Raw genomic sequence first — 23,717 nt, 5'->3', positions numbered from 1 at the left:
GGCTGCGGGTAGCCGGCCGGCTGCGGGGTGTAGAACGGCGGCACGTTGGTCTGCACCCGCTGGGCGCAGGCCACGCAGGCCTCGATCCGGCGCGGCACGCCCCACTGCGGCGACCAGTACACCGCCGTGGCGCCGGCGCCGTGCGAGGGGTCGAAGAAACACGTCACGGGGGAACTCCCTGGTCCTGGCGGGGTCGTCGGAACGGCGGGTACGGCCGCGGGCAGCACGGCCGGGACCGCGGCCGCGACCGGAACGGGCGGCGCGGGCGGGGCTACCGGCGGCTTCACCGGGGCGGGCGCGGCGGCGGGCGCCGGCTGCAGGACGTCCACGCCGAAGTCGGCGGCGATGCCCGCGAGCCCCGCGGCGTACCCCTGCCCGACCGCGCGGAACTTCCAGTCCGCGCCGTGCCGGTACAGCTCGCCGAACACCATCGCCGTCTCGCTGCCGGCCTCCGGCGCCACGTCGTACCGGGCCACCTCGGCGCCGGTGTCCGGATCGGCGACCCGGATGTGGGCGCCGCGGACCTGCCCGAAGGACTGCCGCCGCTGGGCCGCGTCGTAGATCGCCACCGCGAAGACGATCTTCTCCACCCCGGCGGAGACCTCCGCGAGCCGGACCTCGATCTGCTCGCGGTCCGGGCCGCCGCCGGACCCGCCCCGGTGCCGGACCGAGCCGTCCGGGCTCTGCAGGTTGTTGAAGAAGACGAAGTGCTGGTCCGAGGCGACCTTCCCGTCCGTCCCGCAGAGCAGCGCGCTGGCGTCCAGGTCGTACCCGGCTCCGGCCGTCCAGCCGAGGCCCACCCGGACCACCCTCAGCCCGGGGGCCTGCTTGCCCAGGGAGACGTTGCCGCCCTTCGTCAGGGCCACGCTCATGGAACTCCTCCACCACCGTACGAGTACCGCTGTTCGACCACGACAACGCTGTAGAAGTTGCCTCGGTTCCCGGTCGAACCATCAGTTTTCCGTCAAGGCCGGAACACCGCCCCACCAGCGGCGGAACACCGTCCGGGCGCCCCGGCGGCGGCCGGAGAGGCACCGCGGTGGGCGCGGTGGGCACGGGCGCGGCCTCTCCCCGGACGGGCGGAGCGCCCGGCAGCGGGGGACGCCGGGTCGGCACTCTGGCGGGCCGTCAGGTCCGGACCTATTGTCAGCGGACATGACATATCTACGCCGCGCCGCCGGACTGGCCGCCGCGCTCACCGGAACGCTCGCCGCCCTGCTGGCCCCGGCCGCCGCCCAGGCCGCCCCGGCCGGCTGCCGCACCTCCGCCACGGTGCCGCTGGACGCCGAGCAGGCCCGCCTCCAGGACGCCCGCACGGCTGGCTTCACCGAGCGCTCCGGCCTGGGCGAGCTGCCCGGGGGCTTCCCCGCCGCCCTGTGCGAGGCCCGCAACGCCCGGCAGGCCGAGCGGGTGGTGACCGCCTGGGGCCGGACCCTCTGGCAGGCCGGCCTGGACCGCGCCCAGGGCCGGCGGCCGAGCGGCGAACTGCCCGCCCGGGACGACCGCCCGCTGTACTGGACCAGGCTCGCCATGACCGTCCGGCTCGCCCGCTGGCAGCCCCGGTTCGGCGTCGACCACGCCGCGCTGCGGTCCCGTTTCGAGGACGCCTCGCGCGGTCTGGACGACGGTTTCGACTCCGCCCGCGGCGTCCGGCGGATCTTCGTCAGCGGCTTCGACCCGTTCGGCCTGGACACCGAACCGCGCCGCGCCAACCCCTCCGGCTCGGCCGTCCTGCAGTTGCACGGGCAGCGGATCACGCTCGCCGACGGCAGCACCGCGGAGGTCCGGGCGGTCGTGCTGCCGGTGCGCTACGGGGACTTCGACGGGGGCATCGTGGAGCGCGCCTTCGCCCCCCACCTGTGGCCGGGCCGGCAGTCCGCCGACCTGATCACCAGCATCAGCCAGGGCTACCCGGGCAAGTTCACCCTGGAGGAGTGGGCCGGGCGCGCCCGCTCCGCCGACCCGGCGACCGACAACGTCGCCGCGCTCTCCGGCGGCACCACCCAGCACCCGGTGGACGCCCCGGGGCTGGCCCCCGGGCCGCAGTTCGTCCGCACCACCCTGCCGACCGACGCCATGAGGGCCGTCCAGCAGCCCTACCCGGTGCTGCTCAACACCTTCGTCACCGAGATCCCGGCGGGCGCCACCGCCCCCGTGTTCCGGCCGGACGGCCCCACCCCCGGCTCCCGCGCGGTCTCCGGTGGCGGCGGCGGGTACCTCTCCAACGAAGTCGCCTACCGCTCCAACCGGCTGCGCACGATCCTGGCCCCGGGCCTGCCCGGCGGCCATCTGCACACCCCGGTCCTGACCGGCCTGCCGGCCGACCCGAACCTGCTCACCGCACCGGAGTTCGAGCGCAACGAGACCGCGATCGGCGACGAGGTGCGGGCGATCCTGAGCGCCGCCCGGCTCTGACGGGCCGTCCGGGGGCGGGCGCCGGCGCACCGGCCCGCCCCCGCACGCCCGTTCAGACCGGGTCGGCGAAGCGGGTGCCCACCGCGCGGGCGCGCGACTCGGCGATCTCGGCGTAGGCGGCGTCGCGCCCCGCCCAGTGCGAGCCCTCGACGGACTTGCCGCGCTCCAGGTCCTTGTAGACCAGGAAGAAGTGGGTGATCTCCAGCAGGTCGAACCCGCGCAGGTCGTCGATGTCCCGCAGGTCCACGTAGCGCGGGTCGCGGGCCGGGACGCAGAGCACCTTCTGGTCCGGGCCGCGCTCGTCGCGCATCACCCACATGGCCACCGCCCGGCAGGTCCGCACGCAGCCGGGGACGGCCGGCTCGCCGCCGAGCACCAGGGCGTCCAGCGGTTCGCCGTCGCCGCCGAGGGTGCCCTCGACGAAGCCGTAGTCGGCCGGGTAGCGGGTGGCCGTGAAGAGGGTGCGGTCCAGGCGGATCCGGCCCGCCGCGAAGTCCATCACGTACTTGTTCCGCGACCCCTGCGGGATCTCGATCATCACCTCGAACTCCACCGCGGCCTCCTCCTCGGCTCCTGGGGGAATTGTCCGCCGTCCGGACGGCCATCGAAAGCACCCCCGCCGTTCGACCGGCGCCGCCACCCTCCGGCGCGAACGCCCCCGACCCGGACGGGCACCCGCGCCGCCCGCGCCCGGGCCCTCGACCCGCGCCCGCGCCCGCGCCCGCACCCGCACCCGCACCCGCACCCGCCGCAGCGGCCCGCAGCGGCCCAGGTCTCGATTGTGCGGCGGAACCGACGGCCCGACGGTTCTTCGTCCACGATTCCCCTACGGTGACGCCTGCAACAACCGTCACCACGCAAGAGGGGGCACGCCCATGTCCCGGAGCCGGAAGCTCCACCGCCTCAGCAACCCCGACGCCGACGAACGCCGCGCCCAGCGCGCACTGTTCCGTCACCTCCGCGACGACACCAACGCCAACCGCGGCCGGATGGCCAGGCGCGTCCGCGAACTCCAACTCCTGCTGGCGATGGACCCGGTCGGGTTCGAGGGCCTCATCGGCCGGCTGATGGAGGCGATGGGCATGAAGGTCGAGCTCACCGCCCGGTCGCGGGACGGCGGCGTGGACGTCCGCGGCATCGACCCGGACCCGTTCCGGGGCGGCAACGTCATCGTGCAGGTGAAGCGGTACCGGGACACGGTGACGCCCTCCGCGGTACGGGACCTGTACGGGACGCTGCGGCACGACCGGGACGCGACCAAGGCCGTCCTGGTCACCACCAGCAAGTTCGGCCCCAGCTCGCACCAGTTCGTCGCGGGCAAGCCGATCAGCCTGATCAACGGCTCCGAACTGGTCGGGCTGCTCAGGCACCACGGCTTCGACGAGGTGTTCGCGGACGCCCAGGACGAGGCCTCCGCCACGGCCGGCGCCCTGGACGACCTGCCCGCGATCGAGGTGGCCACCGAGCCCTCCCGGCTGCTCCTGCACTGGACCGGGGAGGAGGAGTACGACATCGCCGCGCTGGTCTGCACGGGCAACGCGGCGCTCTCCGACGACCACCTGGTCTTCTACAACAACGGCTCGACGCCCGACGGTTCGGTGCGGCTGGTGACCGGCTACGGCGACGCGAACGCCTGCCTGATGGTCGACTTCGACGCGCTGCCCGCCGAGGTCGACCGGCTGGTCGTCATCGCCGCCGCCGACACCGAGAACCACCCCGGGGCCACCATGGGCGGATTCGCCGGGCCGGCGCTGATCCTGGAGGCGGGCTCCGGGCAGGACGCGGCCGTGGTGCACCTGGCGGACGGCGCGGAGACCAACACCGCGATGCGGCTCGGCCGGTTCGACCGCGATCCCTCCGGGGACTGGGAGTTCACCCCGGCGCTCGCCGGGTACCCGGGTGGGCTGCGCCAGGCCGTGACCGCGTACGGGCTGGAGGTCGTGGACGCGTGACGGGGCGGGGCACCCGGCCGCCACCGGGTGCCCCGCAGTTCGACTCTCGGCGCAACTCTCAGCGCAAATCTCAGCGCAACTCTCAGCGCACGACCGGCAGTTCCAGCACCGACCCCCGGTCGCCGCCCCAGCCGATCCGGTAGCCCGCCTGCCCGTCGGCGGGGAGGAGCTGGAAGGAGTCGGGATTGGCGGCGGCGACGGTGAGCCTGATCCGGTCGCCGGGCCGGAACAGCACCGAGACGGGCTGGAGGTCGATGGTGACGCGTTGGGTGCGGCCCTGCGGGAAGTCCTCGGCGTCCTCGGCCGCGTAGCTGCGCGGGGTGCGCAGCCGGCGCCAGTCCGGGTTGTCGTCGCGGTCGGCCACCGCTCGCTCGGTCAGGGCCAGTTGACCCTCCGTCAGATAGGTGACCCGGCCGTCCGGGGAGACGTCCTCCAGGTAGACGTGCAGGGCGCCGCGCGCCGAGCCGGCCAGTCCGGTGACGTCGAGGGTGACCTTGCCGTTGCCGGTGACCCGGGTGGCGGCGGTCAGCGGTGCGGTGGTGTAGCTGAGCAGTTTGGCGTCGACGGCGGCGCGGTCGGGGTAACTGACCTCGTCTCCGCTGAGGTTGGTGTTCCAGCGGTCCAGCGGGCCGGTACCCGCGGTCGGGTCGAGGCGCAGCAGGTCGGAGCCGCCGCGGCGGTCGTCCGCCAGGCCGCCGAGGGTGCCGCCCGCGCCGAGGGGGAACCGCTGGGTGCGGGTGCCGGGCACCGGCCAGCGGGTGGTGGTGCGCCAGACGCCCTCGTTGAAGGTGTAGTAGTGCACCTGCCGGCGGCCGTCGGGGCGGGCGTCCCCCCGGACGTAGCGGTCGAAGAAGTCGACCACGCGCCGGTCGTTCTCCTCGTGTTCCCGCGCGGTGAGCGGGCGGGCGGGCTGGAACGGGTCGGCGAGCCAGCCGGCGCCGTGGTTCCACGGGCCGATCCAGTCGTCCTGGGTGTTGGACAGGCCGGTGAACTGGGAGAGCACCCCGTTGGCGGTGCCCGCGTCGAGCCAGCCGGCGCGGGTGAGGACGGGCACCCGGCCGGCCTCGACGGCGTCGGTCCGCTCGCCGACGCTGCCGACCGTCCAGCTCTTCGGGCCGTCCCGGTAGTCGCGGTGGACGCCGGCGTGCGCCATCTCGACGAGGTTGGCGTTGTTCGTGTGCTCGGCGCGCGCGGCGGCGAGCAGGGCCGGGCCGTCGGGCCCGTCGACCGGCCGGGGCTGGAAGCCGGTGAGGCCGACGTCCGCGCAGAGCCTGCGGGTCTGCTCGTCGGTCTCGCAGGTGGTGCCGCCGGCCCCGTCGAGGATGCGCAGCAGCAGCGCGTACTGGGCGATCCGCGGTTCGATGAGCACGCCACCGGGGCGCACCAGGTCCTCGTACGGGTCGAAGTCGTAGGAGATGGGGGCGGCGGCGGTGATGTGGTGGTTGCCGAGGGAGGTGGCGAGCATCGCGGTGTCGCCGCCGTAGGAGATGCCGGTGGTGCCGACCCGGCCGTTGGACCAGGGCTGGGCGGCGATCCAGTCGCTGAGCGGGCCGCTGTCGGCGGTCACGTCGGCGCCGAGTTCGGAGGTGAGGGTGCCGAAGGAGGCTCCGGTGCCGCGCAGGTCGGCGGTCACGAAGGCGTAGCCGCGGGCGGTCCACCGCTCGGCCTCGCCGCTGGTGCCACCGGGTTGGCCGGCCCGGACCCGGGCCCGCCAGTAGCGCTGGGTGACCAGGATGGTGGGCAGGTGGGCGCCGGCCCGGGTGCCCTCGGGCAGGTAGACGTCGACGGCGAGGCGGACCCCGTCCGGCATGGTCACGTAGCGCGACCGCAGATGCGGCTCGGCGGGCCCGCCGGCCCCCGCGTCGGGCCCGGCGGCGGCCGCCGGGACGACCGAGAGTCCGAGTGCGGCGGCAGCCGCGACCAGCGCCGCCAACGGGCGGCGCGGTATCCCCCGCCTCATCGGACGATCGCCTTCCGGGGGCCTTCCTCCGGGCGTACCTCGGCACCGTCCGGGACCGTCACCACGGCGGCGTCCCCGACGTCCGCGCTGTGGAAGGGCTGCCGACCTGCCTGATTGCTCATTGCGACGACCTGGCCTCTCTCGTACGAGCGAGTAGCGTGGTCCCGTCCCCCACCGTCGATGGGACCACGCGCGCCCGGCCGTCCACCAGAGCGCCCTACCCCGAGACGACCCCGATGCGGCCCTGACCCTCCCCGGAGTCCTGGACGTGTCCGCCGGCCCGGCCGTCGCCGAAGTCGCGCACCGCCTCGGTGACGATCGACTCCAGCCGGGCGTGGTGGGCGCCGCGCCAGTAGGCCTGGCCGCAGTCGGCGCACTGGGCGAAGGCGTCGTAGGAGCGCTCGGTACCGTCCCGCAGCTGCTCGCGCACCGAGGTCTTGGTGGCCGGGTGCAGGGTGCCGTTGCAGGTGGTGCAGCGGCTCCAGGGGGCGAGCGGCGGCGCGAAGCGGGAGAGCACGTCGCGCAGTTGCTCGGCGGGACGGTGGCTGTAGACGTAGGCGCCGGCCCACAGTTCGCGCCGGCGCAGCAGTCCGCGGTCGCGGGAGAGCATGATCCGCTGTTCGGCCGCCGAGCGGGCGGCCAGGGCGGCGTCGCCGATGTCGGGGTTCTCGTACGCGGCGTCGACGCCGAGCAGGCGCAGCCGCCGGGCGAGGGTGCCGAGGTGGACGTCCAGCAGGAAGCGCGCCGGGCCGGGCACGGGCTGCGGCCTGGCCACGGCCAGGACGGCGATCTCCTCGCCGTCGGCCGGCACGTGGGTGTCGGGCACGGCCCGGCCGTCCACCAGCAGGCCGCCGACCTCGGTGAGCGGGACGCCCAACGACTCGACGACGTGGCCGAGGGTCGAGCTGCCGTCGGTGCGCAGCGCGGTGCGGCCGGCCCGCCGGGGCGCGGAGACGAAGAGGTGCAGCTCGGGGGCGAAGTCGAGCCGGATCTGAGGTCGGTCCACGCGGCCAGCATGCCAGCGGGCGGCGGGCCGGGGCCACCGGGTTTCCGGCCCGCTCCCCCGGGCCCGCCTTCATGACCTCCCGGGTCGGGCCCGCCGTCGCGGCCTTCCGGGTCGGGCCCCGGCGCGACGTCCCCGGCCGGGCCGCCACCGCGGCGTTCGCGCTCAGGCCTCCGGCGACGCGCCCGCGGCCACCGGCGACGGCGGTGGCACCGCGGGGCCGCGGTCCCGCGCCGCCCAGCGGGCGACCGGCCCCATCGCGTACCCCGCCGCGAGGAACACCCCGCCGAGGACCAGCCAGCCGGCCAGGCCCCCGTCCAGCAGCAGCGTGGTGAGCAGCAGCGGCCCGAGGGTGCGGGCGACGGCGACGCCGGTGCCGAAGAAGCCCTGGTACTGGCCGATCCGCCCGGCCGGGGCGAGGTCGAAGGCGATCTGCCAGCTGCCGGCCGACTGCTTCATCTCCCCGGCCACCTGCAGGACGGAGGCGGCGACCAGCAGCGCGCCCACCGCCCAGACCGGCACGTCCAGCGCGGACAGCCCGAAGACGGCGCAGGAGCCGAGCAGCAGCAGCCCGGCGGAGCGGACCGCCCGGGCGGCCGGGTCCAGTCCGGTGATGCCGCGTGCCGCCCGGACCTGGAAGGCCAGCACCGCGAGGGTGTTGAGCACGAACAGCGCCGAGCCGAGCCAGCCGATCCCGGGGGCGCGCGCGGCGATCCAGAGCGGGATGATCAGGCTGAGCAGGGGCATCCGCAGCAGCAGGACGGCGTTGACCGCGGTGACGGCGGCGTACCGGCGGTCGCGCAGCACGGCGAGCCGCGGCCCGGCGTCCGACGGCCCCGCCGGGGCCGGGGCCTCGGGCAGCCGCCGCAGGACCAGCGCGCTGAGCAGGAAGCCGAACGCGGTGACGGCGAAGGCCGAAAGGTAGGCGGCGCGGGTGCCGACGCTGAGCGCGATGCCGCCGATCGCCGCGCCAACGGCCAGTCCGCCGTTGAGGGTCGACTGGATGTGGGCGAGCAGGGAGGTGCGCTGCGCGGGCGGCACCAGGGCGGCGACCAGCGCCTGGCGGGCGGCGGTCAGGCCGGACTGCGCGGTGGCGTAGAGGCAGACCGCGAGCAGGAACAGCGGGTAGGAGCGGATCACCAGGAAGGCGGCGACCACGGCCGCCGTGCCGAGTGCGAGCGCCACCGAGGTGCGGCGCGGGCCGCGCCGGTCGGCGAGGTGGCCGAGCGGGACGCCGGCGACGGAGCCGAGTGCCCAGGCGAGGGTGAGGCCGAGCCCGAGGGCGGTCGGCGACATTCCGACGACCCGGGTGAAGTAGAGCGCGGAGCAGGTGTAGTACGCGCCGTCGCCCACGGCGGCGGCCAACTGGGCGGCCGCGAGGGTCCGCTGGGGCCCGGCGGGCGGCAGGGCGTCCCAACGGGCGGCTCGGTCGGTCGGCATGCTCCTCCTTCTCTGGTGCGCGGGTGTCACCCGCCGGACGCATCCGGGCGGTCACCCACACGCGTCCACCTGCGTAAACGTCTTCACGGACCGTCACCCCTGCCCGCGACCGCCGGACGGGCGGCGCGCGGAGCCGATCTCCGCGACCGCCGGTGCCGGCACGCCCCCACTCTAGGGAAAAACCGGCCCAGTGGAACGGTCCAGTGATCAAGGAATTCCCTGGGCCAATCCGTCGCGCCGCCGCACCGCCGACCGACCCCTGAACCCGCGTGCGAGAGGCGCCAGTTGGCGCCTCCGAGCCCTTCCGGGCGAGCTCGCCCCGGCCTTGCCCGCGCCTCCGAAGCGCCGTCCGTACCCGCTCCGAATCCACTCCGGCCGCCCGCCGCGAAACCGCGATCGGGCAGACCAGGGGCCAACTTTGACCGTGTTGACCCGTCAGTAGCGCCCTTTTATGCTCAACGGCGTTCGCGATCCGGCACCGGGCCGGGGCCACGCCGCCCGCCCGTTCCCGTCGCCGTCCCCGGCTCGAAGGGTGGCCCCCCATCAGCACCTCCACCGCCCCCTCGGACTCCCCCAGCCGACCCGGCGGCACCGACCACCCGCACAACCGCGCCCTCCCCGGCGGCCCGGACACCGCCGCCGCCCCGACCGCCCCGGACACCGCGGCACCGAAGGGCGCCACCCGCCGCCGGCGCTTCCTCACCTACCTGCTGGCCGCGCCCACCCTCACCATCGCCGCCGGCCCCGGCCTCGACGCGGCCGCGCCCGCCCCCGCACGGGCCGCCGCCCCGACCCCCGTCCCGCGGCCCGCCGCCCCCGCCCTACCGGTCCGGGAGACCGCCCTCCCCCATCAGCTGATCGGCCTGCCCGGCATCCCGGACATCGTCGATCTCGGCGACGCGATGATCATCGCCGGTCTGCCGACCGCGCACCTGCTGGTCCTCGAAGTCACCCTCGCCGGCCGGGCCGCGCTGCACCTGCCCCGACTGGAGGTCGGCCAGGGCCTCACCACCTCGATCGCCATGATCGTCGCCGAGGAGCTCGACGCCCGCCTCTCCGACGTCGACGTCCCGCTCAGCGACTCCCGCCCCGAGCTGCTCTTCAACCAGCTGACCGGCGGCTCCAACTCGATCCGCTCGCTGTACGACCCGGTGCGCGCCGCGGCCGCCGCCGCCCGCGCCCGGCTGGTGACCGCCGCCGCCAAGCGCTGGAACGTTCCGGCGACCACCCTGCGCACCGCCGACTCCGCCGTCCTCGCCCCCGACGGCCGCCGCCTCGGCTACGGCGACCTCGCCGCCGCGGCGGCCACCGTCGCCGTACCCGCCGTCCCGTCCGTCCCCAAGACCGCCGACCAACTGCGCCTGGTGGGCCGGCCGACCGGCCGGATCGACGCCCGCGACATCGTCACCGGCCGCGCCACGTACGCCGGGGACCTCCAGATCCCGGGCGCTGTGCCCACCGTGGTCGCCCGGCCGACCACCGTCAACGGCACCCTCAAATCCCTGGACGCCTCCGCCGCCCGCGCCATGCCCGGGGTGCTCGGCGTGGTGCGGATCCCGACCGGCGTCGCCGTCCTCGCCGAGACCTTCGACCAGGCGCTCAAGGCCCGCGACGCGCTGCGCACCACCTGGAACCCGGGCCCGGTCGCGGGCCTGTCCGACGCCGACGTCCGGTCCCGGCTGCGCGCCGCCCACCTGCCCTCGCTCCCGCCGCCGCTGCTCTCCCACCGGGTGCAGGCGGAGTTCGACTTCGCCTTCGTCAACCACGCCCCGATGGAGGTGCTCACCGCCGTCGCCGACGTCCGGCCGAACCGCGCCGAGCTCTGGTTCGCCTCGCAGAGCCCGATCCTCGCCCAGGGCACCATCGCCGCCGAACTCGGCCTGCCGGAGAACGCCGTCACCGTCCACGTGGTGCGCGGCGGCGGCTCGTTCGGCCGCCGGCTCTTCTTCGACGCCGCCCTGGAGGCCGCCCAGGTCTCCAAGGCCGCCGGCCGCCCGGTCAAGCTGATGTGGACGCGCAACGACGACATGCGCCACGGCCGGGTGCGCCCGGCCAGCCACCACGTCATCCGGGCCACCTACGGCCTCGGCCAGGTGTTCAGCTGGGAGCACCACGTGGCCGGCGTCCGGACCGACCTCGGGCACGGCCTCGGCGACATGCTCACCGCCGCCGGCTACAACCTCCCGCTGGCCGGGCTCACCGCCTCCGAACTGTTCTTCCTGCTCACCGAGAAGATCCCGTACGACGTCGGAGTGCCCACCCAGCTGCTCGCCGAGGTGCCGCTGGAGCTGAACACCGGAAGCTGGCGCTCGGTCTACTCGGGCACCGTCCGGGTCACCGACGAGATCATGATGGACGAACTCGCCCGCCGGATGGGCCAGGACGAGCTGGGCTTCCGCCGCGACCGGATGCGCAGCGCCGCCGGGCGGGCGGTGCTGGACGAGCTCGCCAAGCGCGGCAACTGGGGCCGCCCGATGCCTCCCGGCCAGGCCCAGGGCATCGGCTACCACGACGAGCACAGCGCCAGCGCCGGGTACCTGGTCGAGCTGGACGCCACCGACCGCGCCAACCCCCGGGTGACCAAGGCCGTCGTCGTCGCCGACGTCGGCCGGGTGATCAACCCCAGGGGCCTGGAGGCCCAACTGACCGGCGCGCTGGTCGACGGCATCTCGGTGATCCTCCAGGCCGGTAACCACCTGGACAACGGGGCTTTCCGGGAAGGAAGTTACAGCGACTTCCACTACGCCCGGCAGCGGCACACCCCGCCGGTGGTCGAGGTCCATCTGATGCCGCCGAGCGGACCGCCCGGCGGCGCGGGCGAGCTGGGCGTCCCGGCCGCCTCGGCCGCCGTCGCCAACGCCTACGCCCGCGCGACCGGCACCAGCCCCCGCTCCTTCCCGATCGCCTTCTGACCACCGGCACCATCCGACCACCTGCTGAGGAATCCCGACTCCCCATGCCCACCCACACCTTCGTCCTCAACGGGCGGCCCGTCAGCGTCGAGGCCCCGGACGACATGCCGCTGCTCTGGGTCCTGCGCGACAAGCTCGGCGTCACCGGCCCCAAGTACGGCTGCGGGGTGGGCGTCTGCCGCGCCTGCACCAGCCACCTGGACGGCGAGGAGTTCCAGCCCTGCACCCGGTCCGTCAAGGACTGCGAGGGCCACACCGTCACCACCATCGAGGGCCTGGCCGACGGTGAGGTCCTCCACCCCGTCCAGGAGGCCTGGCTCGCCTGCGACGTCGCCCAGTGCGGCTTCTGCCAGCCCGGCCAGATCATGACCGCCGTCGCCCTGCTGCGCCGCACCCCGAACCCGACGGACGCGGACATCGACCGGATCCAGAACGTCTGCCGCTGCGGCACCTACCCGCGCATCCGCGAGGCGATCAAGCAGGCCGCCACGCGGCAGGCCGCCAAGCCCTGAGCCGCCCCGAGTCGGCTTGAACCGCCCTCGGCCGCCCTCAGCCGCCCTGGGCCGATCGGCACCCCGCGGCCCCTGGCCCGGCCGGTCCGGACCACCTAGGCTTGCCGGACCCAGTCGCCGAGCCGGCAAGGATGACGCATGATCAGGCGCCGTTCACTGCTCGCCCTCGCGGGCCTGGGCGGGTCCGCCGCCCTGCTGCCCGCCGGGGCCGCCCTGGCCGCCCCGCCGCGCACCGTCGACCTGCCCGCGCCCACCGTCGACCGGCCGGTCGGCACCACGAGCCTGCACCTGGTGGACCACGACCGACCCGACCCGTTCGCACCCACCCCCGGCCCGCGCGAGTTGATGGTGCAGTTCTGGTACCCGGCGCGCGGCACCGCCGGCCGGCCCCGCGCGCCCTACACCACCCCCCGGGTCGCGGCCGTGATCGAGCGGAGCCTGCCGCTGGACCCGGGCACCCTCGCCCTGGTCCGCCCCACCGCCCGCGCCGGCGCACCCGCCCACCCCGGCCCGCTCCCCCTGCTGCTGCTCGGGCACGGCCGCAAGGGCGGGCGCAGCAACTGCACCGCGCTGGCCGAGGAGTTGGCCGCGCACGGCTACCTCGTCGCGGCCGTCGACCACACCTACGACGCGGCCGCCGTCGAGTTCCCGGACGGCCGGCTGGTGCTCAGCGTCCTGCCGGAGGACCCGCCGGACTGGGACGCCGCCGAGCGCCAGGAGATCGCCGCGCGGGTCGGCGACCTGCGCTTCGTCATCGGTGAACTGACCGGCCGCCGGCTGCCGTTCCGGATCGACGAGGAGCGGATCGGCGTGCTCGGCCACTCCATGGGCGGAGCCGCGGCCGCCGAGGCGCTCCGTCAGGACCGGCGCCTGCGGATCGGCCTCGACCTCGACGGCGGCCTGTTCGGCTCGCCCGTCCCGGAGCTCGGGCTGGACCGCCCGTTCCTGCTGCTCACCTCGCTCGACGACCACGACACCTGGCAGCGCTGGCGCGAGCACCACCGTGCCTGGGGCCGCCAACTGCGCACCCTGGGCGCCGGCCACCTCAGCTTCACCGACCTGCCGCACGCCGCCGCCCCGGGCAACCTCCCGGACCACCTCCCCGCCGAGGTCGTCACCGCCCTGCTCGGCACCCTGCCCCCGGCCCGCGCCACCGCGCTCACCCGCACCTACGTCCGGGCCTTCGCCGACCGCTTCCTGCGCGACCGCCCCTCCCCGCTCCTCGACGGCCCGTCGCCGCGCCACCCGGAGATCGAGTTCCGCTGGAGCCACCCGTAGGAACCGCCGGCCCCGGGGCGCGGCGCCGGGGTGCGCGGCTCCCCGCGGCCGGGGGTCCGCGGGCAGGCCCTGCCTAACTCATCAGGCCCGCCGCCGGGTCGCGGCCGAAGAAGGCGGCGAGCCGGTCGTACGCCGGGGCGTCGTCGGGGACGGCGACGGCGGGGCCGAAGGCGTGCCGCTCCTCCTCCGCGCCGCGGTACTCGGGCTTGAGCGCACCACCGGCCCAGGCGAGCGCGGCGAGCGCGACCTCGTGGTCCAGGCCCTCGGTGGACTGGCCGGTGGCGTGGGCCAGGTCCCAGCCGTGGACGGCGAATTCGGCGGTCTGCTGGTCGACCGGGAAGCGGGCCGGCAGGGCGCCGAAGCCGGGGACCTCCAGGGTGCCGCCGAGGTCGCCGGCCGCGCGCCAGGCGTCGACCAGTTCCTCCGCCCCGGCCTCGAAGGCGTGCAGCCAGTCCTCCTCGACCCGTTCGAAGGGCTGCGACCAGTCCGGCTGCCCGCCCTTCGCCCGTACGGTGAACTGCCGCAGGTCGTGCAGGAGGTGGCTGATCAGGTCGCCGACGTCCCAGGAGCGGCAGGGCGTCGGGTGGCCGGCCAGCTCGACGCCGGTGCCGTCGATCAGCCCGGCGGTCTGCGCGAGGGCCCGGGCGAGCAGCCCGATCGGGTCTTCCGCTGCGGTCATGGCACACCTCTCGGTACGGGGTCCCGGTACGGGAGCACGGGTCGTGCCGGGCGATCGTAAGCGCGGGCGCCGACAACCGCCCGGCACGACACCGTGCCCGCCGGGCCCCGCGCGTCAGGCGGCGAAGCCGCCGTCCACCGCCAGTTCGGCGCCGGTGACGTACCGGCCGTCCTCGCCCACCAGGTAGGCGACGGCGGCGGCGACGTCCGCGCCGGTGCCGAAGCGGCCGAGCGCGGTGAGCCCGCTCTGGAACTCCGCCGACGGGCCGTCGACCGGGTTCATGTCGGTGTCGATCGGCCCCGGGTGGACCAGGTTGGCGGTGATCCCGCGCGGCCCGAGCTCCCGGGCCAGCGCCTTGGTCAGGCCGATCAGCGCGGCCTTGCTGGTCGCGTACAGCGTGGCGCCGGGGAAGGCGACGCGCTGGGCGATGCAGCTGCCGACGGTGACGATCCGTCCGCCCTCGGCCAGGTGCGCGGAGGCCGCCCGGGCGTAGAGGAAGGGTGCCCGGACGTTCACCTCCAGCACCCGGTCGACGTCCGCCAGGGTGAGGTCGCCGATCGGGCCGAGGACGCCGACGCCCGCGTTGTTCACCAGGACGTCCAGCTTCCCGAACCGCTCGACGACGGCCTCGACCACGCCCTCCACCGCCTGCGGGTCGGCGCTGTCCGCCCGTACGGCCCAGCCGGTCCGCCCCATCGCGGTGATCTTCGCGGCGATCTCCTCGGCCCGCTCCGCACCGCCCTGGTAGGTCACCACCACGTCGGCGCCGTCCTCGGCCAGCCGCAGGGCGACCGCCGCCCCGATCCCCCGGCTGCCGCCGGTCACCAGGGCCACCTTGCCGTCGAGCACCATCGCACCGTTCATCGTCATATCTCCAGAACTCCTCGTTCCGATCTCGGACATGACTCGATCCTGGTCCGACGGGCTTCAAACCTCCGGCGGTATTCGGACGTTGCGTTCAACGTTCAACAATGCCGTGCGGCACCCCCGCACCCCGGCGCACACGCCCACTAGTGGTAGTACGACCCGACCGCCGGCTGACCCGTCCAGTTGGGCCCGGCCGCCGGGTCGGCTCCGGCGTAGGCGAAGGGCAGCGCGACCTCCCGCCCGCCGTCCAGGACCAGCAGGTGCCGGCGCGCCCGGTACTCGAAGCCGGCCGCCCGCAGCGCCGCCACCACCGCGCGGGCCGCGCCGGAGCCGTCCGGGCGGCGCACCGACTCCGGGTCGAAGTGCGCGGCGAACCGGCCGTCCGGGGTCAGCCAGGAGGCGGCGCGGGTGATCGCACCGAGCTGGTCGCCGAGGTAGTGCAGCCCGTGCACACAGGTGATCAGGTCGTAGGACCGTTCCGGCTCCCAGTCCGCCACCGCCGCCGTGACCAGGCGCAGGTGCGGCAGCTCCGCCAGGTCCGGCGGCGCTGCCGGCGGGCCGACCAGGTCCACACCGGTCAGCTCCACGACCGCCCCCGGGGTCCGGCTCCGGGCCGCCGCCAGCAGCGCCCGGCCCTCACCGCTGCACAGGTCCAGCCATCCCGGCGTCGCACCCCCGTGCTCCGCCAGCCAGGCGAGCGGGTCGAAACCGAGCTCGCGGGCGTAGCTGTTCACCCCGGTGAGCCCGCGCTCGCGGTTCATCGTGCTGTTGGCCACCACCGGGGAGGCGGTGAGCTCACTGTCGTCGATCAGTCGGACCATCGGCCGACCCTACCGGCGAGGGACGCGACGGCCGACCGCACGCGGAGGACGGGGCCCCGCAAGGGCCTGCCAGGGCCCGCAGCGGCCCGCAGCGGCCCGTAACGGGCCGTTAACGGCCCGCGAACGCACCGGAACCGGCCGGAGCGGCCACCCCGTCCAGGGCGGCCGCTCCGGCCGGTCGGCAAGGCTCCGTCGGGCGGCTCCCCGCCGGGCGGCCTCCCGTCGAAGGGTCAGACCGTCAGCGTCTGGCCCGGGAAGATCAGGTCCGGGTCGCCACCGATGGTGCGCACGTTCTTCCGGTAGAGGCTGTCCGTGTCGGTGCCGAACGTGGCCGCGATCTCGCTCAGGGTGTCACCACTCCTGACGGTGTAGCCGCCCGCGGCGGTGTTCTTCGGCGCGACCGGCGCGGACTGCGCGGGCTTGGCCGAGGGCTGCCCCTGGGGCGCCTGCTGCGCGGCGGCGGCCTTGGGGGCGGCGGGCTTGGCGGGCTTGGCCGCGGGCGCGGCGGCGGGCTTGGCGGGCTTGGCCGCCTTCGCGGCCGGCTTGGCCTCCGCGCCGCCCGAGGTGTCGACGGCGGCCGGGGCGCCGCCCCTGCCCAGGCCCGCCTTCTGCGAGCAGACGGGCCAGGCGCCCGGGCCCTGCGAGGCGAGGACCTTCTCCGCGACGGCGATCTGCTGCGCCCTGCTCGCCTTGTTGGCCTGGGAGGCGTACGCCGTCCCGCCGTACGCGGCCCAGGTGGACGGGGAGAACTGCAGTCCGCCGTGGAAGCCGTTGCCGGTGCTGATGCTCCAGTTCCCGCCGCTCTCGCACTGGGCGACGGCGTCCCAGGTGGAGGCGGTAGCGGCGGAGGCCGAGGTGGCCGTGACGAGGCCGGCCACCGGCAGGGCCGCGACGGCGGCGCCCGCGACGATCGCCATCCGAACGCGGTGGCGCTTGGGGGTGGCGGTGGTGTCGGTGGCAGCGGCGGTCTCGTGACGGGGATTCATACAGGTCCTCTCGACAAGTCCCGGGTGGGCATGCGGAACCAGGCCCGGGACATGGGCCGGCAGTTTTTCGCTCACCTCACTCGACGGGCGGCCGGACACGTGTCGGACGTGCCGTGCCGCCCCGGTCACCTCCGCACGCCGACGGCCTGTTGGAGCCGGCCTCGTCGGCGGGCACCGCCCTCGCGCCGCTGGTCAGTCGGCGGGCAGTGCGTCGGGGTGGACCCGGGTGGCGCTCGTTGCGCCGCCAATGAAGCTAGGGGGCATCACCCGGACGCAGCAAGCAATTCTTGGACGTCGCAGGTCAGTTGACTGTTACCGGCGGTATTGATCAAGAAGTTGCGCCTGATTTGAATACTTTTGACCGAATTTTCAAGATCGAATGATCGAAATCCGTGCCCTCGCTCACACCTATCCCTCCGAGAAAGCTCACACGCCATCCACACGGAGGAATCGTCGGCTGACGCACCGTCACCATCCGGTCCGGAGTTCCCGGTTCCGCGCCGCCGCCGAGTGGCATCCGTCACGCCCGACACGCACCGCGATCGAAAAGGGACTCTCAGTGACGGCCGTCGAGCTCCGCGTCCCGGGCCAACAACGCCGCCTGGACCCGGTTCTCGCAGCCCAGCTTGGCCAGGATCCGGCTGACGTAGGTCTTCACCGTCGCCTCGCTCATGTGGATCCGCGCCCCCGCGTCGGCATTGGACAGACCCTCTCCGAGCAGCGCCAACACCTCCAGCTCGCGCGGGGTGAGCACCTCCAGCCGGCGCCGCGCCGCCACCGCGCGGGCGGCCAGCGAGGCACTGCGGCCGGAGGCCAGCGAGTCGACGATGTGCCGGGTGGCGGCCGGCGAGAGGAAGGCGTTGCCGCCCGCCGCCGCCCGGACGGCCTGGATCAGCTCGTTCGGCGCGGTGTCCTTGAGCAGGAAGCCGGCACCGCCCTCGGTCACGGCGCGCAGGACGTTCTCGCGCTCTCCGAAGGTGGTGAGGATCAGGGCCCGCGCGCCGGGGGCGACCCTCGCCAGCTCCCCGAGCGCCGTCAGCCCGTCCATCACCGGCATCTGAATGTCCAGCAGCACCACGTCCACCCGGTGCGCCCGCGCGAGCTCCAGCGCCTCGCGCCCGTCGGCGGCCTCCGCGACCACCTCGATGTCGGCGGCGGAGCCGAGGATCATCCTGATCCCGGCCCGGATCAGCGGCTCGTCGTCGGCGACGAGAACTCGGATCACGCTGGTCATTCCCCTCGAACAGTGCTTCGGCTGCGGCACCATCCTCACATCCCGGCGGGACCGCTCCGAACCACCCCGATCCGGACCACCGTGCTCCGAAACCGGCCCGGCCCACCCCGCCGGGGCACCCGCCCGCGCACGGGGGCACTCAGCCCCTGGCGACGTACTCCTGCTTCTCCACCAACGCCCCGTCCCGGAAGCAGAATCGCGCCACGTGCTCCTCGTTCCAGCCGGCGCCGGGCGCACCGTTCAGGACGAACCAGCGGCAGTGCGCGCCCGCCGGCACCTCGGGCCCCGTCCCCTTATAGGTGTCGGTGAAGAAGTTGTTGCCGCGCGGCAGCGTCTGTAGCACCTCGGCCTCGGCGGTGCCGACCCTGATCTGGTCGTACATCGGCTTCTGCACGGTCGCGTCGTTGGTGCCCCGGACGAAGGCGATCACGCCCCAGACCACCAGGCCGAGCACGATCAGCGCGACCGCGACCACCCCGAGCGCGCAGCCCATCGCCGGGCTGCGCCGCCCGCGCTCCGGCTCCTCGACGGGCGGCGGGCCGTCCAGCATCCAGTCCTCGGCCCCGCCCGTCGCCGCCGCCGCGTCCTGTTCCGCTCCCTCGTACGGGAGCACGGCCGCCAACCGGAAGCCCTGCTCCGGCGTGGGCCCGGCGTGCACCATGCCGCCGACCAGCCTCGCGCGCTCCCGCAGGCCGGTCAGCCCCTGACCGCCGCTGACCGCCGCGCCCCCGCCGCCGCGTGCGCCCACGAGCTCCGGCGCGCGGGTGTTGCTCACCTCCACCACCAGCGCGTCCGGCTCGTACCGCAGCGCGACGGCGATCGGCGCGCCCGGGGCGTGCTTGTGCGCGTTGGTGAGCGCCTCCTGCACGATCCGGTACGCCGCGTGGTCGACGGCCGCCGACAACGGACGCCGCCCGCCCTCCAGGGTGAGGTCGACCTCCGCCCCGGCCGCCCGGGAGGACTCCACCAGGCCGCCGATCCCGTCCACCCCGCCCCGGGCCGGCGGGCCGGCGGCGGCCGTCCCGGCGGTGGGCGGCAGCGCCGTCGACTCGTCGTGCAGCACCCCGACCACCTCGCGCAGCTCGCGCATCGCCGCGACCGCCGCCTGCCGCAGCACCCCGACCGCCTCGCGCTGCCGGTCGGTGAGCGTCCGGTCCACCTCCAGCGCACCGGAGTGCACCGAGATCAGCGCCAGCTGGTGGCCCAGGCTGTCGTGCATGTCCTGGGCGATCCGGTGCCGCTCGCGCAGCCGCGCCTGGTGCACCACCATGACCCGCTCGCGCAGCAGCTGCTCGTTGCGCTCGCGCAGCGCGTCCAGCAGGGCGCGGCGCTGCGCCCGGTAGCGGCCGTAGAGCGCCGGCAGCACGGCGATCACGAGGAAGAAGCCGAGCGACAGCGACAGCACCAGCTTCGGCGAGAGCGAGGCGACGTCCTTCACCGCACCCGTCACCGTGAACAGCACCCAGCCCACGACGAAGGCGCCGACCAGCGACCAGACCCGGCGGATCCGCGCGCCGGCCGTCCAGCCCGCGCACACCAGCAGCGGCATCGGTCCGATCGACCAGCCGGCCAGGGCCGCGGCGGCGAGCAGCACGGTGGCCGGCAGACCCTTGCGCAGCACCCACAGCACCGCGACGGCGAGGCCGAGGGGCAGTGCCAGGCCGGTGTTGGCGAGCAGCTCCAACAGCGCGGCGAACCCGCCCATCAGCAGCGCGGCCACCGCCTCGCCCACCACCCGCCGGGGCCGCCAGGGCCCCGGCAGCGCCGTCCGTACCACCGTGTTCCAGGCCCGCGCGATCGCTTCCACGCGCCGAGGCTATCGGTCCGGCCGGGGCGCCCGCCGTCCTCCTTCGTCGCGGCCCCCGCCGACGAAAGTCGCCTGGTCGGCCCGGCGGACCGCCCGCCGGACCACCCACCGGACCACCCGCCCGCCGGCCGCTCAGCCGAAGGCCGTGAGCAGCAGCGCCACGTCGTCCACCCGGCGGGTCGACCCGACCTCGCGCAGCAGCCGCTCGGCCGCCTGCTCCAGCCCCTCCCCCGCCGCGGCCCGGGCCAGCGCCGCCCGCAGCCGGTCCACGCCCCGGTCGATCGCCACCGCGGGGTCCTCGACCAGTCCGTCGGTGTAGAGGGCGAGCACCGCCCCGCTGCCCAGCCGCAGGTCGCTGACCGGGTATTCGGCCAGGTCGTCCACCCCGAGCAGCGGACCGCCCGGGACGTACAGCGCCTCGGCCCGCCCGCCGGGGTGACGCAGCACCGGCGGGAGGTGTCCGGCCCGGGCGATCCGGGCGAGTCCGACGGCCGGGGTCAGCCGGACCAGGCAGCAGCTGGCGAGCAGCCCGGGGTCGAGGTCGAGCAGCAGCCGGTTGGTGCGGGCGAGCACCGCGTCGGGCGGGTCGCCGCCGGAGGCGAAGGCGCGCACGGCGCTGCGCAGCTGCCCCATCGTGGCGGCCGCGCCGACGCTGTGGCCCTCGACGTCGCCGATCACCAGGGTGACGTCCCCGCCGGTGACGATCGCGTCGTACCAGTCGCCGCCGATCTCCATGCCCTGGGTGCCGGGCAGGTAGCGGGCGGTGATCCGGATGCCGGGCACCTCGGGCAGCCGGTGCGGGAGCAGTGCCTGCTGCAGGCCGCGGGCCAGCACGAACTCGGCGTCGTACAGCCGGGCGCGCTCCAGGGCCTGGGCGATGAAGCCGCCGAGCGCGGTGAGCAGGCCACGCTCCTCCACGGTGAACGGGCGCGGCCGGTCGAAGCCGATGATGCAGGTGCCGACCGGACGGCCGGAGGCGATCAGCGGCAGGAAGGCCCAGGCGCCCATCTCGTCCAGGGCCAGGCCGGGGTAGGTGGCGGCGAGTTCGCGCACCGACTCGAAGAAGACCGGGGTGCCGGTGCTGAGCGTCTCCGCGCCGGGCACCCGGGCGTCGATCGGGGTGCCCTCGAAGGCCTCCAGGAAGCCGTCGGGGTAGCCGGCCTGGGAGAGCAGGTGCAGCTGCTGGTCGCGCACCGCGTAGATGGCGAGCTCCTGGCCGCCGAAGGACGGCAGGACCTCCTCGGCCACCGCCCGGCAGACGTCCCGCACGGTGACCGCCTCGGTGAGGGCGCTGGCCAGCTGGAGCAGGTGGTGGGTGCCGCCGACCCCGGTGCGGCCGGCGGGCGGCGGGGTGGCGGGCGGTTCGGCGGCGCCCGGCGGCGGCTCGGCCGCGACCACCCGGGCGGTGACGCCGTGCGGGTCCGGGTAGAGCGAGAAGGCGAGCCAGCCGTCCGGCGGGCGGGCGGCCAGGAAGGCGGTGGGCCGCTGGGAGAACAGGGCGGCGCGGTAGCGGTTCTCGTAGACCGGGTCGGCGAGCCAGGGCAGCACGTCCCAGGGGTGGCGGCCGAGCAGGTCCTCGCGGCGGGCCCGGAGCAGCGGTTCGGTGGCGCGGTTGGCGTAGCCGATCCGGCCGTCGGGGTCGAGCGAGAGCACGCCCTCCTGCAGCCGCTCGACGGCGGCCCCGGCGGCGGTCAGGTCGCGCACGTCCAGCACCGCGCCGACCAGGTGGGTCCGGCCGTCGGAGATCGCCACGGGCACCCGGGCCCACAGCTCCACCGGGTACGGCAGGCCCTCCGGCCCGAGCACCCGGACCCGGGCGGCCAGCACCTCGCCGCGCTCCAGCGCGACGCGGGCGGCGGCCCGGAACGCCGGCAGGTCACCGGGGGCGACCCGGCGGTTCAGCGCGGCCACCGTGCCGTCGAACTCGCCCGGCCCGAAACCGAAGATCTCCCGGAACTGCTCGTCGGCGGCGAGCGCCCCGGTGGCCACGTCCCAGTCGAACAGCCCGACCCGGGTGGTCGGTACCGACGACGGCGGCGGCAGCTCCACCACGGCCACCTCGCCGCCCGGCTCCACCGACTGCCCGGTCCCGGCCAGCTCGGCCAGCTGCTCGCCCAGTCGGGCGGCCGCTTCGGCCAGCTGCCGGGCGGCCGGCTCCGGAAGCCCGTCGTCCGAGGTGGGCCACAGCCCGCTCAGCACGCCGAAGCGCTCCTCGCCGTGCGCCACCGGCACGCAGACGGAGGCGACGTCGTACGGCAGGCCGACCGCGAGCTGCGGGAAGCGCCGCATGGTGTCCTCGGTGTCGGTCAGGGTGATCACGTGCCCGGTCCGGAAGCAGACCGCGACCGGCAGCGGGCCGGCGGCGGCCACCCGCCGGAACGGGCTCATCACCGCCAGCGGCACGCCCGCGATCGTGCGCAGCACCAGCGAGCGGCGGTCCCGCGAGCGCAGGTACACCATCACTCCGTACACCCCGGTCGTCCCCAGCGCCCGGCGCACCGCCTCGGCGAGGAGCTCGTCCCGCCGCTGGTCCGTCTGCGGGGCCGGGTCCCGGACGGACGGCGGGAACGCCCGGTCCGCCTCCGCGCCGGCCCCGGGCTCCGGCGGCCGGTCCGGACCGGGCCGCGTACCAGGGGCCCCACCGGTCGCGTGCGGATGGCGCATGCTCTTTTGCTACGCCCGGCCCGCAACCGTGTCAAGGCGAGCCCGCACCGGCTCCGGGCTGCCCCGGGGCGCGGAGTGCACCAGCATGGACGGCATGCCGAGCCGATCCCGCCGCACCACCGTGGTCAACCTCAAGGGCCACCGCGACGACCCCGGGTACGCGGACGTCGTCTACGTCGGCCGCGCGATGCACCGCGGCGGCTGGCACCTCGCCGAGTCCCCGCTGCACTGCCCGTACCGTCCGGGCCCCGGCCTCGCCCGCGAGGAGATGGTCGTCAAGTACCGCGAGCACCTGCTCGCCCGCCCGGACCTGCTCGCCCTCGTCCCGCCCCTGCGCGGCCACCGCCTCGGCTGCTGGTGCGCCCCGCTCCCCTGCCACGCCGACGTCCTCGCCGACCTCGCGGACCACCCGCCGAACTGAGGCCGGGCGGCTCGGAGTCCGGAGAGGTCCACCGTCACGGCGTACCTCCCCCGGGCTGCTGGGCGGGCCTCACGCTGTGTGCCACGGCCTGGTACGAGCCCTCGTACGAGCGTTGCGGCGGTTTCGGACGGTTCGGGGACTGTTCGATATTCTCCGGACGGGTGGCGGCGTGGGGCCGCCGGTGGGGAAGCGAGAGCCGTATGCAGTCGTCGTCCGGGGGGCCCGCGCGCGGAACGTCGTGGCAGTGGGACGAGGAGACGGACGGCGGCGGGGCCACCGAGGACGTGATCGCGGGCGGCGGGGAGCGCACCGGGCCGAGCCGGCGCCGACTGCTGCTCGGGGCCGGGGCGCTCGCGGCGGGCGGGGCCGCCTGGGCGCTCGGCCGTTCGGGTGGCGGTGGGGCCCGTCCCTCGCCGGGGCCGACCGGGCCGCCGCCGACCGCGCTGTCCGGCCCGACGCCGCTCTGGACCTACCGCGGACCGGAGGCGATGACCCCGGAGCGGCTGACCGACCCGCCCCGCCGCCCCGTCTTCCTCTCCCGGAAGGGTCTGCAGGTCCTCGATCCGGCGAAGGGCACCGCCGCCCGGCTGTTGGTCTTCGACCCACCGGCCAACCGCAGCTGGCCCAGCGACCTCGACATGCTCGGCACGGTGGTGGTCGGGCCCGACCAACACATCAACCCCACCTACCAGGGCCAACACCAAACCCCCCCCATCAACCACCCCACCCCCCACAGGAGCCAGCCCCAGCCCCACCAACTGCACGG

General features: G+C 75.5%; 18 protein-coding genes and 1 pseudogene. 6 read left to right on the top strand and 13 right to left on the bottom strand.

All coding sequences use genetic code 11. The annotated features are described in order from the left end of the window. Positions 1-320: 320 nt before the first annotated feature. A pseudogene (locus ACWGKU_RS01570) lies at positions 321-872 on the bottom strand (TerD family protein); the annotation flags it as partial. 283 nt (positions 873-1,155) lie between these two features. On the opposite strand from ACWGKU_RS01570, the gene ACWGKU_RS01565 reads away from it, so the two are divergent. After that, complete coding sequence (locus ACWGKU_RS01565) at positions 1,156-2,415, top strand: pyroglutamyl peptidase (protein WP_452178925.1); 1,260 nt, start codon at positions 1,156-1,158, stop codon at positions 2,413-2,415. A 52-nt stretch (positions 2,416-2,467) separates the two neighbouring features. Here the strand turns inward: ACWGKU_RS01565 and ACWGKU_RS01560 are convergent, their stop codons facing one another. Then, positions 2,468-2,968 (bottom strand): inorganic diphosphatase, encoded by a 501-nt coding sequence (locus ACWGKU_RS01560; protein WP_452179339.1) that lies wholly within the window; start codon positions 2,966-2,968, stop codon positions 2,468-2,470. Positions 2,969-3,290: 322 nt separating this feature from the next. On the opposite strand from ACWGKU_RS01560, the gene ACWGKU_RS01555 reads away from it, so the two are divergent. Then, positions 3,291-4,367 (top strand): restriction endonuclease, encoded by a 1,077-nt coding sequence (locus ACWGKU_RS01555; protein ID WP_401050035.1) that lies wholly within the window; start codon positions 3,291-3,293, stop codon positions 4,365-4,367. A gap of 82 nt (positions 4,368-4,449) precedes the next feature. On the opposite strand, the gene ACWGKU_RS01550 is transcribed toward ACWGKU_RS01555, so the two are convergent. The 4 genes from ACWGKU_RS01550 to ACWGKU_RS01535 form a co-directional block, all read right to left on the bottom strand. After that, positions 4,450-6,327 carry a CocE/NonD family hydrolase gene (locus tag ACWGKU_RS01550; protein ID WP_452179338.1) on the bottom strand — a complete coding sequence of 626 codons (1,878 nt, stop codon included), beginning with the start codon at positions 6,325-6,327 and terminating at the stop codon, positions 4,450-4,452. Continuing rightward, positions 6,324-6,449, bottom strand: a complete 126-nt coding sequence (locus ACWGKU_RS01545; RefSeq protein ID WP_452179337.1) for a hypothetical protein — start codon at positions 6,447-6,449, stop codon at positions 6,324-6,326. The genes ACWGKU_RS01550 and ACWGKU_RS01545 overlap by 4 nt, the downstream gene beginning before the upstream one ends. Positions 6,450-6,544: 95 nt before the next feature. Continuing rightward, the gene (locus ACWGKU_RS01540; RefSeq protein ID WP_452179336.1) at positions 6,545-7,333 is read right to left on the bottom strand and encodes a Mut7-C RNAse domain-containing protein; all 789 of its coding nucleotides are present in this window, start codon (positions 7,331-7,333) and stop codon (positions 6,545-6,547) included. Between the two features lie 162 nt (positions 7,334-7,495). After that, positions 7,496-8,770 (bottom strand): MFS transporter, encoded by a 1,275-nt coding sequence (locus ACWGKU_RS01535; RefSeq protein WP_452179335.1) that lies wholly within the window; start codon positions 8,768-8,770, stop codon positions 7,496-7,498. Positions 8,771-9,672: 902 nt separating this feature from the next. Here ACWGKU_RS01535 and ACWGKU_RS01530 point away from each other — a divergent pair. The 3 genes from ACWGKU_RS01530 (at position 9,673) to ACWGKU_RS01520 (ending at position 13,472) form a co-directional block, all read left to right on the top strand. After that, positions 9,673-11,682: a molybdopterin cofactor-binding domain-containing protein gene (locus ACWGKU_RS01530; protein ID WP_452179334.1), complete on the top strand. Its 2,010-nt coding sequence runs from the start codon at positions 9,673-9,675 to the stop codon at positions 11,680-11,682. Between the two features lie 44 nt (positions 11,683-11,726). Then, entirely contained in the window at positions 11,727-12,194 is a 468-nt protein-coding gene (locus tag ACWGKU_RS01525; protein ID WP_452179333.1) for a (2Fe-2S)-binding protein, read from the top strand. 138 nt (positions 12,195-12,332) lie between these two features. Further along, complete coding sequence (locus ACWGKU_RS01520; protein WP_452179332.1) at positions 12,333-13,472, top strand: alpha/beta hydrolase; 1,140 nt, start codon at positions 12,333-12,335, stop codon at positions 13,470-13,472. 73 nt (positions 13,473-13,545) lie between these two features. On the opposite strand, the gene ACWGKU_RS01515 is transcribed toward ACWGKU_RS01520, so the two are convergent. The 7 genes from ACWGKU_RS01515 to ACWGKU_RS01485 all read right to left on the bottom strand — a co-directional run bounded on the left by ACWGKU_RS01515 (position 13,546) and on the right by ACWGKU_RS01485 (position 22,530). Continuing rightward, the gene (locus ACWGKU_RS01515; RefSeq protein WP_452179331.1) at positions 13,546-14,151 is read right to left on the bottom strand and encodes a TIGR03086 family metal-binding protein; all 606 of its coding nucleotides are present in this window, start codon (positions 14,149-14,151) and stop codon (positions 13,546-13,548) included. Between the two features lie 114 nt (positions 14,152-14,265). After that, positions 14,266-15,021 (bottom strand): SDR family NAD(P)-dependent oxidoreductase, encoded by a 756-nt coding sequence (locus ACWGKU_RS01510; RefSeq protein WP_380547030.1) that lies wholly within the window; start codon positions 15,019-15,021, stop codon positions 14,266-14,268. 140 nt (positions 15,022-15,161) lie between these two features. Next, the gene (locus ACWGKU_RS01505; RefSeq protein WP_452179330.1) at positions 15,162-15,839 is read right to left on the bottom strand and encodes a class I SAM-dependent methyltransferase; all 678 of its coding nucleotides are present in this window, start codon (positions 15,837-15,839) and stop codon (positions 15,162-15,164) included. 230 nt (positions 15,840-16,069) lie between these two features. After that, complete coding sequence (locus tag ACWGKU_RS01500; protein ID WP_401050148.1) at positions 16,070-16,825, bottom strand: transglycosylase family protein; 756 nt, start codon at positions 16,823-16,825, stop codon at positions 16,070-16,072. 556 nt (positions 16,826-17,381) lie between these two features. After that, positions 17,382-18,050: a response regulator transcription factor gene (locus tag ACWGKU_RS01495; RefSeq protein WP_387693569.1), complete on the bottom strand. Its 669-nt coding sequence runs from the start codon at positions 18,048-18,050 to the stop codon at positions 17,382-17,384. Positions 18,051-18,198: 148 nt separating this feature from the next. Further along, on the bottom strand, positions 18,199-19,866 hold the full coding sequence (locus ACWGKU_RS01490) for a sensor histidine kinase (RefSeq protein ID WP_401050144.1): 1,668 nt from the start codon (positions 19,864-19,866) through the stop codon (positions 18,199-18,201). A 132-nt stretch (positions 19,867-19,998) separates the two neighbouring features. Beyond that, positions 19,999-22,530, bottom strand: a complete 2,532-nt coding sequence (locus ACWGKU_RS01485) for a SpoIIE family protein phosphatase (protein WP_452180798.1) — start codon at positions 22,528-22,530, stop codon at positions 19,999-20,001. Between the two features lie 94 nt (positions 22,531-22,624). Here ACWGKU_RS01485 and ACWGKU_RS01480 point away from each other — a divergent pair, with 94 nt between their 5' ends. After that, complete coding sequence (locus ACWGKU_RS01480) at positions 22,625-22,951, top strand: DUF4326 domain-containing protein (protein ID WP_452180799.1); 327 nt, start codon at positions 22,625-22,627, stop codon at positions 22,949-22,951. The last annotated feature ends 766 nt before the right edge of the window (positions 22,952-23,717 follow it).

This window comes from Kitasatospora sp. NPDC054768, assembly GCF_053612025.1.
Note: the sequence above shows the minus strand (reverse complement) of the source record. Positions and strands in the feature narration are given on the sequence as shown.